At 62.9% G+C, this 15,786-nt stretch carries 14 protein-coding genes; 6 read left to right on the top strand and 8 right to left on the bottom strand.

From position 1 onward, the window contains the following. Positions 1-60 precede the first annotated feature (60 nt). Positions 61-1,485, top strand: coding sequence for a toxin-antitoxin system YwqK family antitoxin (locus tag J7E24_RS07125; protein WP_215136568.1), 1,425 nt, complete (start codon positions 61-63; stop codon positions 1,483-1,485). A gap of 184 nt (positions 1,486-1,669) precedes the next feature. Here J7E24_RS07125 and J7E24_RS07120 read toward each other — a convergent pair whose 3' ends face one another. From J7E24_RS07120 to J7E24_RS07105, 4 genes are all read right to left on the bottom strand, one after another. Further along, positions 1,670-3,451 (bottom strand): DUF885 domain-containing protein, encoded by a 1,782-nt coding sequence (locus J7E24_RS07120; protein WP_215136566.1) that lies wholly within the window; start codon positions 3,449-3,451, stop codon positions 1,670-1,672. A 94-nt stretch (positions 3,452-3,545) separates the two neighbouring features. Further along, positions 3,546-3,992 carry a hypothetical protein gene (locus J7E24_RS07115; protein WP_215136564.1) on the bottom strand — a complete coding sequence of 149 codons (447 nt, stop codon included), beginning with the start codon at positions 3,990-3,992 and terminating at the stop codon, positions 3,546-3,548. A gap of 58 nt (positions 3,993-4,050) precedes the next feature. Then, positions 4,051-4,506, bottom strand: coding sequence for a hypothetical protein (locus J7E24_RS07110; protein WP_215136562.1), 456 nt, complete (start codon positions 4,504-4,506; stop codon positions 4,051-4,053). A 122-nt stretch (positions 4,507-4,628) separates the two neighbouring features. Continuing rightward, positions 4,629-4,943, bottom strand: coding sequence for an endonuclease/exonuclease/phosphatase family protein (locus tag J7E24_RS07105; RefSeq protein WP_410779722.1), 315 nt, complete (start codon positions 4,941-4,943; stop codon positions 4,629-4,631). Between the two features lie 152 nt (positions 4,944-5,095). On the opposite strand from J7E24_RS07105, the gene J7E24_RS07100 reads away from it, so the two are divergent. The 3 genes from J7E24_RS07100 to J7E24_RS07090 all read left to right on the top strand — a co-directional run bounded on the left by J7E24_RS07100 (position 5,096) and on the right by J7E24_RS07090 (position 8,908). Next, positions 5,096-6,520, top strand: coding sequence for a DNA/RNA non-specific endonuclease (locus J7E24_RS07100; RefSeq protein WP_251047071.1), 1,425 nt, complete (start codon positions 5,096-5,098; stop codon positions 6,518-6,520). Positions 6,521-6,576: 56 nt separating this feature from the next. After that, a complete protein-coding gene (locus tag J7E24_RS07095; RefSeq protein ID WP_215136558.1) occupies positions 6,577-7,707 on the top strand; it encodes an MFS transporter in 1,131 nt (376 codons plus the stop codon). A gap of 94 nt (positions 7,708-7,801) precedes the next feature. Then, positions 7,802-8,908 (top strand): AI-2E family transporter, encoded by a 1,107-nt coding sequence (locus J7E24_RS07090; RefSeq protein WP_215136556.1) that lies wholly within the window; start codon positions 7,802-7,804, stop codon positions 8,906-8,908. Between the two features lie 98 nt (positions 8,909-9,006). On the opposite strand, the gene J7E24_RS17880 is transcribed toward J7E24_RS07090, so the two are convergent. The 3 genes from J7E24_RS17880 to J7E24_RS07075 all read right to left on the bottom strand — a co-directional run bounded on the left by J7E24_RS17880 (position 9,007) and on the right by J7E24_RS07075 (position 11,737). Then, a complete protein-coding gene (locus J7E24_RS17880; RefSeq protein ID WP_215136554.1) occupies positions 9,007-9,915 on the bottom strand; it encodes a nuclease A inhibitor family protein in 909 nt (302 codons plus the stop codon). Between the two features lie 136 nt (positions 9,916-10,051). Beyond that, on the bottom strand, positions 10,052-10,525 hold the full coding sequence (gene greA, locus J7E24_RS07080) for a transcription elongation factor GreA (RefSeq protein ID WP_215136552.1): 474 nt from the start codon (positions 10,523-10,525) through the stop codon (positions 10,052-10,054). Positions 10,526-10,792: 267 nt separating this feature from the next. After that, on the bottom strand, positions 10,793-11,737 hold the full coding sequence (locus J7E24_RS07075) for an NAD(P)-dependent oxidoreductase (protein WP_215136550.1): 945 nt from the start codon (positions 11,735-11,737) through the stop codon (positions 10,793-10,795). A gap of 371 nt (positions 11,738-12,108) precedes the next feature. On the opposite strand from J7E24_RS07075, the gene J7E24_RS07070 reads away from it, so the two are divergent. After that, positions 12,109-13,044, top strand: a complete 936-nt coding sequence (locus tag J7E24_RS07070; protein ID WP_215136548.1) for a DUF3078 domain-containing protein — start codon at positions 12,109-12,111, stop codon at positions 13,042-13,044. A 43-nt stretch (positions 13,045-13,087) separates the two neighbouring features. Here J7E24_RS07070 and rsmA read toward each other — a convergent pair whose 3' ends face one another. After that, the gene (gene rsmA / locus J7E24_RS07065) at positions 13,088-13,876 is read right to left on the bottom strand and encodes a 16S rRNA (adenine(1518)-N(6)/adenine(1519)-N(6))-dimethyltransferase RsmA (RefSeq protein WP_215136546.1); all 789 of its coding nucleotides are present in this window, start codon (positions 13,874-13,876) and stop codon (positions 13,088-13,090) included. 297 nt (positions 13,877-14,173) lie between these two features. On the opposite strand from rsmA, the gene J7E24_RS07060 reads away from it, so the two are divergent. Next, positions 14,174-15,625: a leucyl aminopeptidase family protein gene (locus tag J7E24_RS07060; protein WP_215136544.1), complete on the top strand. Its 1,452-nt coding sequence runs from the start codon at positions 14,174-14,176 to the stop codon at positions 15,623-15,625. Positions 15,626-15,786 lie beyond the last annotated feature (161 nt).

The following is a 15,786-nucleotide window of genomic DNA, read 5'->3' as shown; positions in this document are numbered from 1 at the left end:
CTTTTGATTGGCCGGCTCTCTGCAAGGCACTACTTCGCCCTTTTCCCCGTTCTTATCGCTATGAGAATTCTGTCTGTCCTGATTGTTCTACTCACCGCCACCAGCGCCGCCCAAGCTCAAAAGCTGCGGCGGCTGACAACCTACTTCGACTCGACGCGGGTGCATCCGCGGGAGAAATTTTCGGCAATTGTGGGGGCTGATACTGTGATGCAGGGGCCGTACAAGCGGTTTTATTATACCGGCAAGCTCGAAGCCCAGACCCGCTACACAGCCGGCAAGCGCGATTCGGCCTACGTGGAGTTTCACCCAAACGGCGGGCGGCGGCTGGAGGTAACTTACCAGGACGGCGTGCGCCAGGGGCCCTTCAAAACCTATTACGACACCGGCAAGCTGGCCCAGGAAGGGGCATTCGCTGATGATGAGCCCAACGGTGAACTGCGGTACTTCTTCCCCGATGGCCGCGTAAAGCTGGAAACAACACTGGCCAAGGGCCAGCCAACCGGGCTGGTGCGCGAGCTGTACGATTCGGGCAAGCCCAAGGCCGAAATAACCTTTACCGATGGGCAGGCCAACGGGCCGGTAAAAACCTACTACGAAAACGGCCAGCTCCAGAGCGAGGGCAGCTACCGCCGCGGACTGCTGGCCGGCCCCTACAAAACGTACTACGACAACGGCCAGCTCGAAACCGAAGTACAGGCCGACCAGACCGGCCGCGGCCGCTACCGCAGCTACTACCGCTCGGGCCAGCTCCAGACCGAGGGCACCTACGTGGCCGTACCGCTGGTGGGCCGGGCCGTGACAAACCCACTCGGCGACGACCTCACCAAACAGGCCCGCGCCCTGGCCGGCGGCACCAACAACCTCGATGGCCCCGCCAAATCATACCACGAAAACGGCGCGGTCAGGAGCACGATGACCTACCGCCAGGGCACGTTGGTCGGCACCCAGCAGGATTTCTACGAAACGGGCAAGCCTCGCCAGAAAACCGAGTACAGCAACCAGGCCCGCGACCGGAAAATAACGGGCTACTTCGAAGACGGCACCGTGCAGCGCGAACAGCAGTACAAGAACAACCTGCCAGTAGGCCAGTGGCGCACCTACTTCCCCGGCGGCAAGCAGGTGCAGCAGCTCGAAACCTACCAGAACGGCCGCCTCGGCGGCGAGCAGCTGACCTATCACCCCACCGGCACGCTCAAAAGCAAGCTCCTGGCCGAGAACGGCAAGCCTGCCGGCCTGGGGCAGGAATACTTCCCTTCGGGCAAGCTGCAGGCCGAAACTACCTACGTGCGCGGCCTCAAAACCGGCCCTTACCGACTGCTCCGCGAAGACGGCACCCTGGAAGCCAGCGGGCCCTTCCGCAACGGCAAAGAGACCGGCATTTGGCTCTACTATGGTCTCGACGGCACGACGGTAAAGGAGCGCAAAACCTTCCGCAACGGGCAGGTGGTAGCCCCCGGCAGCGGCGCGCCAGCGAAGAAGAAGTAGGGACCGAATAGCCCCGGCGGGGCGACATATTGGTAGCAAATGCGCCGGTAACAGCTAAAGCCCCAGCGGGGCGACACCAACCGTTGAACCGGTTATGTCGCCCCACTGGGGCTTTGAGTTCGATGCAGCGGCTTTTACTACCGACATGCCGCCCCGCCGGGGCTTTTGCTGCCGGCCGCTTTGCTTACTTCTTTTCCTTGGCCAGCATCATTTCCCGAATGTACTTCACCGGGGCGCTGCCGTAGCTGAGAAACTGCTCGTGGAAGGCTTTGAGGTTGAACTCCTTGGACTGCTGCTGCTTTAGCTCCTCGCGCAGGTCGTAGATTTCGGTGTAGCCGGTGAAGTAGGAGCTGAGCTGCACCTGGCTGAGGGTGGCACGGAGCCACTTGTTGCGGGCTTCGGCCTCTTCCTGGAACCCGTCGCGGCGCAGCATTTCCACGGCCTGGGGCTCGGTGAGGGTGCCGGCCTGCACCTCATGGTCGAGGATGGCGTTGAGCGTGACGCGCATATTCCACTTGTCCCACATCAGCCAGAACTCGTCGGTGTTGCCACCGTAGCCGCTTTCGAGCATCATGCGCTCGGCGTACACGGCCCAGCCTTCAATCATGGCCCCGTTGCCGAGTATCGACTTGATGAGCGAGGGGCTGCGGTTGGCGTACACCAGCTGGGTGTAGTGGCCCGGAATGGCCTCGTGGATGTTGAGGATCTGGAGCGTGTAGGTGTTGTACTCGCGCAGGTAACTTTCGGCCTGGGGAGCCGGCAAACCCACAATGGGGTCCACGTTGTAGTAGGTATCCGCGCCCTTATCGTAGGGGCCGGGGGCCGACACGCTGGCACCGGCGCCGCTGCCGCGCATATAGAGCGGGGTTTCGCGCACCACCAGCGGCTGGGTGGGGTCCTGGGTCAGCAAATCGTGCTCGTTCACCCAGCGCACCAGCTCGGGCATCTGCTCGCGCACGGCATCTACAAAGCGCTGGGGTGTAGCGTGCTCGCGCGAGAGGGCCGCTACTACGTCGCGCACAATGGCCAGCGTGTCCTGCGGCAGGGCCTGGTACTGCACGTATTTGGGGTAGATGCGCAGGGCCCGGACTTTCATGTCGGTCAGCAACTCCTGGCGGTGCGCCAAAGCCTTGCGGTACACTTCATCGGCCGAGTAGCGGCTCTGGATATCGAGGGCGAACTTGCGGTTGAACAGCGCCGGCCCGATGCGGAACGGGCGGAAGCTGCCGGCTGGCAGCACTTCGGTCTGCAGAAAGCCGATGTAGCCCTCCATGGCCAGCCGGGTGGTGGCTACCCGCTCGCGCAGCTCCTGCTTTTCGGCCTCACTCAGCCCCGATTTGGCCACCGAATCGAGCAGCGCCGGGCCGAACACGCTCAGGCCGCCCTGGTTCTGGCGAATGGCCAGGTTGGTGTGCTCGCGGGTGGGCCGCTTGATGCTCTGCTTGGCCGCCTCGTAATAGTCAGCCACCTGAATGAGCTTGTGGCTGATGGCGCGCAGCCGCCGGTCGAGGGGTTGGTAGCGGCCGTTGAGAATTTCGGCTACCGCGCCGCCCACGTTGTAGTTGGCCGGGTTCCACTCCCAGGTACGCAGCGTATCGGCGTAGAAGCGGGCCGAGGTCAGATAGTTCTGCATCAGCCGGTAATCGGTCTGGTTGTTTACCGAGAGCTTGCCCAGCTCGAAGCTCTGCAGCTCCCTGGCCCGGCGGGCAATGGCGGCGGCCTCCGTCTGGCGGCGGGCGGCCGAGGGCACTATCAGCACCGAGTCGTAGCGGTGGAAGCCGTTGCTGCTGGCCCATTCGGGGTTGTAGTACCAGAGCGAGTCGATGAACCGGTTTTTGTAGTCGTCGAAGGTGGCGTCGGCGGTTTCGGCCGTGCCGGTGCGGGGCTTGCTGCCCGAGTCGCAGGCGGCCAGCAGACTGGCACCGGCCAGCAGTGCGGCGGCGGGGAGGAAGTAGCGGTGTTTCATGGGGCGGAACGTAAGCGGGCAAGGTACGCAGGCAAGGACGAGAACCGCGGGCCGGCGTTGCGCGGTGCCGCTGCCCGGCTTGCCCACCTCAACCCTAACGCGCCGCCGAATTGTAGTAGGCCGCCGTACCGCCCAGCTCGCGGGCTACGGCCTCCAATTCGGCCCATTTGCTGGCCGAGCTGCTCAGAAACCCACCCAAACTCACAGCTTCGCCGTTGCCGGCGTCTGTGCTGTTTACCAGCCAGCGCCCGCGCAACAGCAGCCGGTTGCCTTCTACCCGCACAAACAGCCCGATAATATCGTACGACTCCAACTCAATGTAATCGGTGCTGATGGTGAGCAGGTCGGCATCGGAGTAGCGAAAGGTGTAGCCCCGGGCGGCCAGCACGCCGGCGGCCCGCTGCCAGGCCACACGGCCCTCGTCGGGCAGTGTAAGCACAACGGTATCGTCGTTTTTTTCGGGCGCGGCGTGCAGGGCGGGCAGTTGCGCGAAGGCCGGCGCGACGGCCAGCAGCAGTAGCGGCAGCAATAATTTTTTCACCAGCATAGAAATAGAGAATACAAGACAGAGCGGTGGGGCCTGTTATGAGAGCAGACGGCTAGTGGGTGGGGGTGCGGGCGTAGCGCACCGTGCCGCCCAGCAGCCGGGCTATTTCCTGCAGCTCCTTCCAGCGGCGGCCGCTCAGGCCCTTGCCATTGTCGTATTCGATGACGTGCAGCCAGTTAATTGTGTTGTCGCCGGCCGGAATGTAGCCCTGCATCTGCAGCTCGTGCCCATCCACCACCAGATATACGCCCATCAGGCGCTGCGAAAAGTTGCTTACCGGCTCGGTGCTGATGGTGAGCAGCTCAGGGCTGGCAAAGCGAATCAGGTAGCCGCGCCGGGCCAGCAGGCGGCCGGCGCGCTGCCAGGCCGCCTGGCCCTCGTCGGGCAGCGTTACCACCAGCGTGTTATCGAATTCGATAGGTTGAGTGCGCAAACCGGCCGTTTGGGCGAAGGACGGGGCGCCACCAAGCAGCAGCCCAACAGCTAACAGGAGTACAGAACGTAGCATAAACAGGCCATAAGGTGGGAGAAAGATTGACTCGGCGGCACTGTGCAAAAAACCCGCCAGAACCAGCCCGGTACCTGTTGCCAGTTGGCCGGACGCCGCCGCCCCTACCCCACCAGCACCACCTAGGCCAGCAGCGGGAAATGGTCGGAGCCGATACCGGGCAGGCGCTCCAGCAGGGCCAACCGAAACTGCTTGGTCACCAACAGATGGTCGAGAGGGCAGCGCAGGGGCCAGCATGCGGCATCGAAGGTGCTGAACAGGCCCCAGCCCAGGCATACGTTGCGCGGCTCGCCGCTGGCCTCCAGCACACGCGTAGTGTGCAACCACGACATATGGTTGAAGTTGCCCGGCACCAGCAACGGGCCGGAGGTATGCTCTATCCGCTGGCCCACCCGCAGCAGGGCCAACTCGGGCTGGTTATGCAAGGGCGAGCTTATACGGGAGTGGCGCGAAGCTCCAGCTTCGCACTACTCCCGTACGGTCTTCTACATAGCCCTGCGCGCCAATAGGCGGCCCATGCAGGAGCCACCCCCGCCTCCATACGGGCCCGTATGATTCCTCTCAAACAGCTTATGGTTACCTTTCCGCCATGATTCGCCTCGCCCCCGCCCTGCTTTCGCTGCTACTGAACGCCTGCTCGCAACAGCCCGCCGAAACGCTTCGCCCACCCGCCCCCGCCGGCCCGCCGGCCATTGCCGTGCAAAGCAGCCCGGCTCAGGCCGCCGGCCGCTTTCCCGAAACCTTCGAGGCCGGCACCAAGGGCAGCTACGCCACCGCCTCCGAAACGCTTGGCACGGGCACCTGGCAACTCACCGAGGCGCTCATCGGCGCTTCCGACCAGGACCACAAGCAGGGTGCCCGGGCGGCTCGCCTGCGCATCGGCGGCCGCCTTACCATGGCCTTCGATGCCCCGGCCGGCGTGCAGCGCATCCGCATCAGCTCGGCGGCCTACGGCCAGGATGGGGCCAGCACCTGGGAGCTGTGGGGCAGCCAGGACGGCGGCCGCAGCTACCGCCGCATCGGGCAGCCTGTGCGCACCCAGGGGCCACGCCTGCTTACGACAACTTTCGAGGGAGGCAGCGCCCGCCGCCTGCGGCTGGAAATCCGCAAGGCCGATGCTGGTTCCGGCCGGCTTAATATTGACGACATTGTACTGGAAACCGGCACCGGGGCGCCCGTGGCCGGGGGCCCGGCGAGCCAGCCCAGCCCGCCGCCGGCTCCGGCTACGCCCGCGCCCCAGTCGCCCGCCTCGCAGCCCGACGACAACCTGGCCCTGGGCAACCCCAGCGGGGCTACTGCCTCGCTCAACACCCCCAACAACTACCTGCTCGTGCGGCCCCAGTACGCGGTGGGTTACCACGCCCGCCGGGGTACGCCCACCTGGGTAAGCTGGCACCTGAGCGCCGCCGATATGGGCCAAGCCCCCCGCCAAGACGATTTCCGGCCCGACCCGGCCCTGCCCCGACAGTTCTACGCCGCCACCTCGCGCAGCTACAGCGGCTCGGGCTTCGATAGGGGCCACAACTGCCCCAGCGCCGACCGCACCCGCACACTCGACGACAACTCGGCCACTTTCCTGATGACCAACATGATTCCGCAGGCGGCCAACAACAACCAGCGCACCTGGGGCAACCTCGAAGAATGGACCCGTGCCCAAGTGCAGCGCGGGCAGGAGGTGTACATCATCATGGGCAGCTACGGGCAGGGCGGCACCGGCCTGCAGGGCTTTAAAACCACCATTGATGAGGGCCGCATTACAGTGCCGGCCCGCGTCTGGAAGGTGCTGGTGCTGCTGCCCGCCGGCGCCAACGACCTGCAGCGCATTGCCGCCGGCCAGGCCCGCCTGCTGGCCATCGACACGCCCAACGACCAGCAGGTAAGCCCCGACTGGAGCCGCTACCGCGTCAGCGTGGATGCCCTGGAAGCCGCTACCGGCCTCGACCTGCTTTCGGCCCTGCCCGCAGCCGTGCAGGAGCGCCTCGAAGCGCAGGTGGATGCCGGCCCGACGCGGTAGAGGAAGCGGCCAACAAGTACCCCCTTTCTCCATAACGGCCTCGTTTGCCTTCAGCCATGCCCCATACTCCCCAAACCTACCGCTGGGCGGTAGCGGCCTCCTTTGCCGTGCAGGGGCTGTGCTTTGCCACCTGGGCCTCCCGGATTCCGGCGGTGCAGCACCGGCTGGGCTTGTCGGCGGCCGAGCTGGGCGGGGTGCTGCTGGCGCTGCCGGTGGGCTCGTTGGGTACGCTGCCGCTGGCAGGCTGGCTCGTGAGCCGCTTCGGCAGCCGGCGGGTGGTGCTGTTGGGCATGCTGCTGTATGGGCTGGGGCTGCCGCTGCTGGGGCTGGCCGCCACCGTGCCCCAGCTGCTGGCCGCGCTGGTACTGTTCGGGATGGCCGGCGAGCTGGGCAACATTGGCGTAAACACCCAGGCTGTGGGCGTGGAGGCCCTGTACGGGCGCTCCATTATGGCCACTTTTCATGGCCTCTGGAGCCTGGCCGGCTTTGCAGGGGCCGGGCTGGCCGTATTGCTGATTGGGCAACAGGTAGGGCCATTGTACCACTTTGCCGGCGTGGGGCTACTCGTGCTGCCCACCCTGCTACTACTGGCCCCACGCCTGCTGCCCGCCGATGCGCCCCGCCCAGCCGGCACTCCGCTACTGGCCCTGCCCGACCGCCCGCTGCTGCTGCTGGGGGTGCTGGCGTTCTGCTCGCTGCTGTGCGAGGGTACTATGTTCGACTGGAGCGGCGTGTATTTCCGGCAGGTGGTGCGGGCCCCCGAGGCCTGGGTGGGCCTGGGCTTTGCCGCTTTCATGGCCCTGATGGCCACCGGCCGCTTCGTGGCCGACTGGTTTATTGACCGTTTCGGGCGCCGCCGCACGCTGGTGCTGAGCGGGCTGCTGGAGGCTACCGGGCTGCTGCTGGCCGTGGCTTTCCCTACGCTGTGGGCGGCTACGCTGGGCTTTATGCTGGTAGGCGTGGGAACGGCGGCGGTAGTGCCGCTGGTGTACGGCGCGGCCGGCCGCTCGACCACTATGCCGGCGGGTATGGCGCTGGCGGCCGTTACCACGGTTGGTTTCATGGGCTTTCTGCTGGGGCCACCACTCATTGGCTTTGTGGCCGGCCTGAGCAGCCTGCGCGTTTCCTTCGCCCTGATTGCTATAATGGGGCTGGCTGTGGCCGCCCTGGGCCGGAAGGTAGCCTGATAAACCCCGAGCTTGACAGCAGCCGCTCGGTGCAGATTCCGGCAGCATAGCAGGCAGGCCTGCGCTTTTAACTCCCCCCTAACATCCCCGGCTTATGGCTTCCGAAAACATCTACACGCCCCGCCAGCAGTACGTGCTGCTGATTGTGTGCCTTGTGGGCCTGTCAACGCTGATTCTGCTGGGGTTGGGCTCCTACATTACCGCGTTTTTAGGAGCGGGGGTGCTGTATGTGGTGTTGCGGCCCTGGTTTGCGGCCCTGGTGCACCGCCGCGGCTGGAGCCGGCAGCTGGTAACGGCCGGACTGCTGGTCTTTGCCGTGGTGGTCATTATCATGCCCTTCACGGGGCTGGTGCTGATGCTCGTCAACCGCATCCGCCTCTACGCCCAGGACACAAGCCAGATTATGACGGTGCTGCATCTGATTGAGCAGAAAACCGGCTATCAGTTCACCACCGAAACCAACGTGCGCGAACTGGTGCAGCAGGTGGTGGCTTGGCTCAGCACGCGCATTCCGTCGCTGGCCAGCGGGCTGCTGCATTTCACCGTGGTTATCGGCCTGATGCTGTTCACGCTCTATTTCATGTTTGTGCAGGAAGAAGCCTTTATACGAGGCCTGCGCCGCTACCTGCCCTTCCGCACCGATACCCTGCAGGAGCTGGGCGACTCGCTGCGCAACACGGTAAACGCCAACGTGCTCGGCCAGGCGCTCATTGCGCTGGTGCAGGCCCTGCTCACCACGCTTACGCTGCAGTTGTTCGGGGTCGATGACGCGCTGTTCTGGGGTACGCTGTCATTTTTTACGGCTTTTATTCCGGTGCTGGGTACGCCGCTGGTGTGGGGCCCGGCGGCCGTTCTCAAACTCACCCAGGGCTTTACGGGCCAGGGCGTGGGCATCCTGCTGGTGGGCGTCATCGTTATCATCAACATCGACAACCTGCTGCGCATTGTGCTGGCCAGGCGCATGGGCAACATTCATCCCCTTATCACGCTGGCCGGCGTCGTGCTGGGTGTCGAGCTGTTCGGGCTGCTGGGCCTGGTAATGGGGCCGCTGCTCCTCTCCTACCTGATTGTGCTGCTGAGCGTGTTCGAGCGCGAAAACCACATCCTCAAACGGTTTCAGACCGAGCCAGCCGGGCCCCTACCCGAGCCTGCGCCGCCCCAATTGCCGGAGGAAGGGCTGAAAGAAATCCGGCCATCCTAAGCAAATAGTTGATCCGAATAGTTGATCCGAAAAAGGCAGTCATGCAATAGAAACACGAAGGGTCGCGGCTCTATAGCATGACTGCCTCACGAGCCGCTCTAGGTTTCGGTAAGCACCGTTTTGAAGCCCTGCAACCGGCCGCCTTCGCCCGCACCGAGCACCAGCACCGGCACCTGCGGGCCCTGGCCAAAGCGGTAGACCTGCGTGCCGCTCAGCTCCTGCTTCATAAACATCTGCAGCTGCTTGAAGCGGTTGGCCATTTCGGCGCTGCCGCTCAGGCCCTCATCGGCGGTGTGGTTGCGCAGGAAGTAGGTCAGTTCCTGCCGCTCTACGGGCGTGCCGGCCGGTACGTCGGCCAGTTCGGCCAGGGCCGCGTCGGTGAGGCCCCCGGCCGGGGCCGCAAAGCTTACGGCCGTCAGTGGCGCTTCCGATTCACTCATGAAGCTGAGGCCCTTGGTCAGGTCGCGCAGGGGCTGCGGGGCCTCGTCGTTCTGGGCTTCACCACCGGGAGTTGGGGCCCGGAAGGCATCGGGCTCGGAGGCTTCCACGGTTTCGCGGCCGCCTTTAGTGTCGCGCGGGTCGGTAGGCATTTCGGGAGTGCCGGCTACTACGGCGGGCACCTGGGCTCCGATGGCGGCGGCCAGTTCGTTCATGCGCCGCTCGTCTACCTTTATTTTGGGGTTGGCAAAGTTCATGTCGGCCACCTTGTTCATCGGAATCAGATGAATGTGGGCGTGAGGCACTTCTAGCCCGATAACGGCTATGCCCACGCGTTTGCAGGGCACGGCGGCCCGCACGCCGGCCGCCACGCGCTGGGCAAACAGGTGCAGCGCCGCCAGTTCGGCCGGTGGCAAATCGAAGATATAATCTACTTCGCGCTTCGGAATAACGAGCGTATGCCCCTCCACGAGCGGCGTAATGTCGAGGAAAGCCAGGTGGTGCTCGTCTTCGGCTACTTTATAAGCGGGCAGCTCGCCGGCTACAATGCGCGAGAAAATGGAGGGCATAGTTTGTTGGAGATGAGGCATGAGATAAGACAGCGGAGAGGCTCCGGCGGTAAGTCTACGAACTTACCGCAAAAAAGAAGAGGTGAAGCCCGGTTTGGACCTCACCTCTCAACTCTTATTTCTCACTTCCAGATAGTTACCGGCTGATTTCCAGCACCTGAAACTGCAGCTTGCCGGCCGGCACCGTTATTTCGGCCGTTTCGCCCACCGACTTGCCCAGCAGGCCCCGGCCGATGGGCGACTTAACGGAGATTTTGCCGGTGGCCAGGTTGGCTTCTTCCTCGGCTACCAGCGTGTAGTCGAGCACCATGTTATTTTTCAGGTTTTTGAGCTTCACCTTGCTCATAATGAGCACCTTGCTCAGGTCGAGGTTGGTTTCATCGAGCAGGCGGGCGTTGCCCAGTACTTCTTCCAGCTTGGCAATTTTCAGCTCCAGCAAACCCTGGGCATCCTTGGCGGCGTCGTACTCGGCGTTTTCGCTCAGGTCGCCCTTGTCGCGAGCCTCGCGCAGGTCGTCGGCGGCCTTGGCCCGGCCCCTGATTTTAAGGTCCTGTAGCTCTGCTTTGAGCTTCTGCAGACCTTCGGGCGTATAGTAGTTGATGGTTGACATGACATGGGTGGAATTAGCTCAAAAAAATAAGGAGAACGGCCAGCGTGGCTGGCCGTTCTCCCCTTGGTAGGTGCAAGCAAATATACGAAAATTGGGGAAAGAGTGAGGAGTACAAGTGTAAGGGATAGGGTGAGCAGGTAAAATGAACAGTCATTCTGAGCGGCGCGAAGAATCTCGCGTGCCAAAGCAATCCTGTCATTAGGAATTAGCATGGCACGCGAGATTCTTCGCGCTGCTCAGAATGACTGTTCTCTGCTACCTTCTCCCTCACCCAACCCCCAAAAACGCCGCCAGCTTGCGGGCCAGCACGGCATTGATGCGCTCATAGCTCTGGGCTGTCCAGCCGCCGATGTGAGGTGCGAGCACCACGTTGGGGGCCGTGCGCAGGTACTCGAAGCGGATCTGCTGGCCGGGGTCAAGCGTGGCGAGCTTTTCGTTTTCCAGCACATCGAGCGCCGCACCCCGGATGTGGCCGGTGCGCAGGCGGCTCACCAGCGCAGCGTGGTCGAGCACTTCGCCGCGGGCCGTATTCAGCAGCCAGAGAGGTTGCGCGAAGCCGGCCAGGAAGTCCTCGTTCACGAACTGGTGGTTGGCCGCCGTGTAGGGAATGTGCAGGCTTAGCACCTCGGCGCGGGCTTGCAGCTCGGCCAGCGGCACTAGCGTGGCGTACGCATCGGGCAGGCAGGCGGGGTCGTGGTCGTGGGCCAGCACGGTGCAACCGAAGGCGCTGAGGCGGCGCGCAAATGCCCGGCCCATGTGCCCGTAACCGAGCAGGCCCACGGTTTTGCCTCCTATTTCCTCGCCCCGGTTGGCCTCGCGGTGCCATTGCCCGGCCTTCACCTCGGCATCGGCCCGCGGCAGGTGCCGCAGCAGGGCCAGCAGCAGGCCAATGGCATATTCGCCCACCGCGTCGCGGTTGCCCTCGGGCGCATTCAGCAGCGTTACGCCCGCGTCGGCCAGGGCCTGTTCATCAATGTTATCAACCCCGGCCCCGGCGCGACACACGTAGCGCAGCTGCGGGCCGTGGGACAGCAGCTCGCGCGTGACGCGCAGCTTCGAGCGCACCACCAGCCCCTCGTAGGGGTGGGCGGCCAGGGCGGCCGGCACCTCGGCCGCCCGCAGGTCGGGCCGGTAGTGCAGCGTCAGGCCCAGCGGCTCCAGATACGCCGGCAGGCTGGGGTGCATGTCGTCGATAACGAGGCAAAGGGACATGTTTTTCGGGGAAATAAAAGCGGTTGGCAAACAGTTGGGCGAAGGTATTGCTATCTGCCCCAACCAGCCACGGGGCGGGCTTCAACTACCGCGTATCCACTCGTCGGAATGCGGACTGACTTTGCGCGGGCTCCTATCCTTTTCAGCTATAGCCCATTCGATCATTTAATACCTTTAGCCCGCCGCTATTGACTTTGAAGCTGTTTAGGAAAGTACCTGGAATCAATCAGAACATCATGCTGAGCTTGTCGAAGCATCTCTACCGCTTCGTTGCAATGGTAAGCCTATGGATCGGTAGAGATGCTTCGACAAGCTCAGCATCACGTTCTTTTGACTTTCTAAACAGCTTCTTTATTTCTTACCCAGCTCCCATGAAACACACCTTTACCCTGGTTTTGCTATTCGTGCTGGCGGCCTGGAACTCTTTGCAGGCAGCGGCCCAAACGGCGCCCGATTCTGCCGTGGTCCCCGCTGACTCAGCCTGGAAGAAAAGCTTTACCTCAACGCTCAACTTTCAGCAGGGCCTGCTCTCGTCCAACTGGCGCGGCGGCGGCGTTAGCTCCCTGGGGCTGAATGCTTCCATCAATGCCAAAGCCGATTACCAACAGGGTATTCACAGCTGGGACAATCAGGCCGATTTGCTCTACGCCTTTGTTTCGAACAAGGGCCAGGGCTACCGCAAAAGCCTCGACCGAATTTACCTCGATACCAAGTATGGCCGGGCAATGAGCCCGAACTGGGACATGTTCGTGTCGCTGAATCTGCTCACCCAGTTCGCGCCCGGCTATAAGTATTCCGATGATGCCAACGGCCGACAGCGGGCACAGCTCGTATCCTCCACCTTCGCGCCGGCCTTCCTCACGGCCGCCTACGGTTTCGAGTACCATCCTACCAGCTATTTCAAGCTGCGCCTCTCGCCCTTCGCCCCGCGCCTGACGGTGGTGAGCCGGCCCGAGCGGTTTGTGGCGGCGCTGGGCGAAACACCCTACGGCGTCAAACCGGGCCACTCCACCCGCTTCGAGGTGCTGGCCGCGCAGGTTCTGGCCGAGTTTGATAAGGACATTGCCACCAACGTGAACCTAAAGGCCCGCTACCTGCTGTTCGCCAACTACGGTTCCGACTTCGCCCTGCGCCGCATCGACCACCGCCTCGATGCCAGCCTCACGGCCAAAGTCAACCGCTACGTGAACGTGGCCCTCACTGGCATTCTGCTCTATGATTACGACCAGGACACTGCCATACAATACAGCCAGGGCCTTACGCTGGGCCTCATCTACTCAGTGCAGAATTTCCAGGACAAGAAGTAAAGAACAATGTAGAGGAAAAGCTTAGCCCCGCTCATACACCATGCTACTCGCTCTTGCCTGCTGATACCCGGTTCGTAAGGTCCACGAAATCGGCCACGCTGAGCTGCTCGGCGCGCAGGTCGAATACGGCGTCAGTGGTAGTTTCGGGGGGCATACCGAACGGTTTGAGGGCGTTGCGCAGCGTTTTGCGGCGGGTCGAAAAGGCCTGCTTTACGACCCGGAAGAACAGCTTTTCGTCGCAGGCCAGCTGCTCGGTGGCGTTGCGGGTGAGACGAATGACGGCCGACTGCACCTTGGGCGGCGGGCTGAACACGTGCGGGGGCACCGTGAACAGGTATTCGATGTCGTAGTAAGCCTGCAGCAGCACACTCAGGATGCCGTAGGTTTTCGAGCCCGGGCCGGTAGCTAGGCGGTCGGCCACTTCCTTTTGCAGCATGCCCACGCTTTCGCGCACCTGCTGGCGGTGGGCCAGAATCTGGAAGTAAATCTGGGAGCTGATGTTGTAGGGGAAGTTGCCGATGATGCTCAGCGGCTGCTCGCCGTAGAGCTGCTGCAGGTCCATTTTCAGGAAGTCCTGGGAGTAAATCCGGTCTTCGAGGGCGGGGTAATGCTTCTGCAGATAGGCCACTGAGTCGCGGTCGATTTCCACTACGGCCGTTTCGTACTCCGGATGCTGGAGCAGCGTCTGGGTCAGTACGCCCATGCCGGGCCCGATTTCGAGCACGTGCTGCACGCCGTCGGGCAGGCGCAGGGCCTCCACAATGTTGCGGGCAATGTTGGGGTCGTTGAGGAAGTGCTGGCCGAGGTGCTTTTTGGCTTTAACGGAATCCATTATTGATTATAGAAGTGAGATTTGAGAAAGGAGAAGTGAGATAGGGTTGTCATTCAGAGCGTAGCGAAGAATCTCGCCTGCTGACATTAGAATGGTGCCGCAACGTCAGCAGGCGAGATTCTTCGCTACGCTCTGAATGACGGTCTTTTCCTTCTCTAAAAAACTTACCTTCACGGCCAAAGATACGCCGCAGCCACTCGTTTCGGCCGGTGCTTCCTTTCCGCCTGCCGTAGCAAGCCCGTATTCATTCGAACAAAAGCTAACAGCTACCAGCTGCTGGCCAACAGCTCCAAACCCATGTCCCTGACCTTAGACTACGCCGCCGACTTTCCCGCCATTGCCAGCACGGTCTTCATCCTGCCGGCCGGCACCACCGAGCTGCCCGTAACCGCCGCCGCCGATTTGCCCGAGGCCGCCCGCCAGTACGTGGCCGCCCAGCTGGCCGCCGACGAGAAGTTTGTGGCCGTCAACCAATACTCGCACCAGCACTACTATGTGGTGGCTGAAGAGAAGAAAACGCCCGCTCTGGGCCTGGAGGGGTTGCGTAAGGCTGGTAATAAGCTGCACGCCCGCCTCAAGGCCGATAAGGTGGAGGAGCTGTTCATCTGCAACCTCACGCCCGCCGGCGGCTCGCTGGCTCTGGCCGAAGGTATTGCCCTGACGGCCTACCAGTTTGCGGGCTACAAAACCGACGAGAAGTCCAGGAAAGCGCCCACGCTCACTAAACTCACGCTGGTCGGCCCCGATTTATCGGCCGAGAAGGTGTCCGAATTGGCGGGCATGCTGGAGGGTGTGTACCTGGCCCGCGACCTGGTGAACAAGCCCTACAGCCACCTGAATGCCAGCCAGCTGGCGCAGCAGTTCGAGGAGGCCGGCGAGCGGGCTGGCTTCGAGGTAGAAGTGCTGGACCTGGTACGCATTGAAGCTCTGCGCATGGGCGGCCTGCTGGCCGTGAACCAAGGCAGCCCCGAGCCGCCGACCTTCAGCATCATGGAGTACAAGCCCGAAGGTGCCACCAACACCAAGCCGATTGTGCTGGTGGGCAAGGGCGTGGTGTTCGATACTGGTGGCCTGAGCCTCAAGCCCACGCCCAACAGCATGGACCTAATGAAGTGCGACATGGGCGGCGCGGCCGTAGTAGTAGGCGTGCTTACGGCGCTGGCCAAAAACAAGGTGCCGCTGCACGTAATCGGGCTGGTGCCGGCCACCGACAACCGCCCCGGCGGCCCCGCCCTGGCCCCCGGCGACGTAATTACGATGTACAGCGGCCTCACCGTAGAAGTGCTCAACACCGACGCCGAAGGCCGCCTGATTCTGGCCGATGCGCTGGCCTTCGCCAAAAAGTACGACCCCGAGCTGGTGCTGGATTACGCCACGCTCACCGGCTCGGCCGCCCGCGCCATCGGCATCGAGGGCATCGTGTACATGGGCACGGCCGACGAGGACGTGATGCACGACCTTAAAAAGGCCGGCAACGCCACCCACGAGCGGCTGGTGGAGTTTCCGCTCTGGGACGAGTACGCTGACCACATCAAAAGCCCGATTGCCGACATGAGCAACCTGGGCAAGGCTGAAGCCGGCGCTATTTCGGCCGGCAAGTTTCTGGAGCGCTACGCTGAGGGCTACCCTTGGGTCCACTTCGATATTGCCGGCCCCGCTTTCCTCACTACCCCCGACTCATACCGCGGCAAAGGCGGCACCGGCACCGCCGTGCGCCTCACGTATGAGTTTCTGAAGAATCGGGCGTAAGCCTGAACGACAGAGAAAAACGTCATGCTGAGCGAAGTCGAAGCATCTCTACTGCAGCGCTAATCCTGACTCTAAGTTTAGCATTGCGGTAGAGATGCTTCGACTTCGCTCAGCATGACACCGCTGTTGTTGCTCAGCGCACCAACGCCTGCCAAAGCCCT

Origin of the sequence: Hymenobacter sp. ISL-91, assembly GCF_018613725.1 — a bacterium.
In the GTDB taxonomy this organism is placed as follows: Bacteria; Bacteroidota; Bacteroidia; order Cytophagales; family Hymenobacteraceae; genus Hymenobacter.
This window is presented reverse-complemented; position numbering and strand designations above follow the sequence as displayed.

Coding starts and splice junctions, on each gene's coding strand:
- J7E24_RS07125 (WP_215136568.1), top strand. CDS start 61: ATGAGAATTCTGTCTGTCCTGATTGTTCTACTCACCGCCACCAGCGCC.
- J7E24_RS07120 (WP_215136566.1), bottom strand. CDS start 3,451: ATGAAACACCGCTACTTCCTCCCCGCCGCCGCACTGCTGGCCGGTGCC.
- J7E24_RS07110 (WP_215136562.1), bottom strand. CDS start 4,506: ATGCTACGTTCTGTACTCCTGTTAGCTGTTGGGCTGCTGCTTGGTGGC.
- J7E24_RS07100 (WP_251047071.1), top strand. CDS start 5,096: ATGATTCGCCTCGCCCCCGCCCTGCTTTCGCTGCTACTGAACGCCTGC.
- J7E24_RS07095 (WP_215136558.1), top strand. CDS start 6,577: ATGCCCCATACTCCCCAAACCTACCGCTGGGCGGTAGCGGCCTCCTTT.
- J7E24_RS07090 (WP_215136556.1), top strand. CDS start 7,802: ATGGCTTCCGAAAACATCTACACGCCCCGCCAGCAGTACGTGCTGCTG.
- J7E24_RS17880 (WP_215136554.1), bottom strand. CDS start 9,915: ATGCCCTCCATTTTCTCGCGCATTGTAGCCGGCGAGCTGCCCGCTTAT.
- greA (WP_215136552.1), bottom strand. CDS start 10,525: ATGTCAACCATCAACTACTATACGCCCGAAGGTCTGCAGAAGCTCAAA.
- J7E24_RS07075 (WP_215136550.1), bottom strand. CDS start 11,737: ATGTCCCTTTGCCTCGTTATCGACGACATGCACCCCAGCCTGCCGGCG.
- J7E24_RS07070 (WP_215136548.1), top strand. CDS start 12,109: ATGAAACACACCTTTACCCTGGTTTTGCTATTCGTGCTGGCGGCCTGG.
- rsmA (WP_215136546.1), bottom strand. CDS start 13,876: ATGGATTCCGTTAAAGCCAAAAAGCACCTCGGCCAGCACTTCCTCAAC.
- J7E24_RS07060 (WP_215136544.1), top strand. CDS start 14,174: ATGTCCCTGACCTTAGACTACGCCGCCGACTTTCCCGCCATTGCCAGC.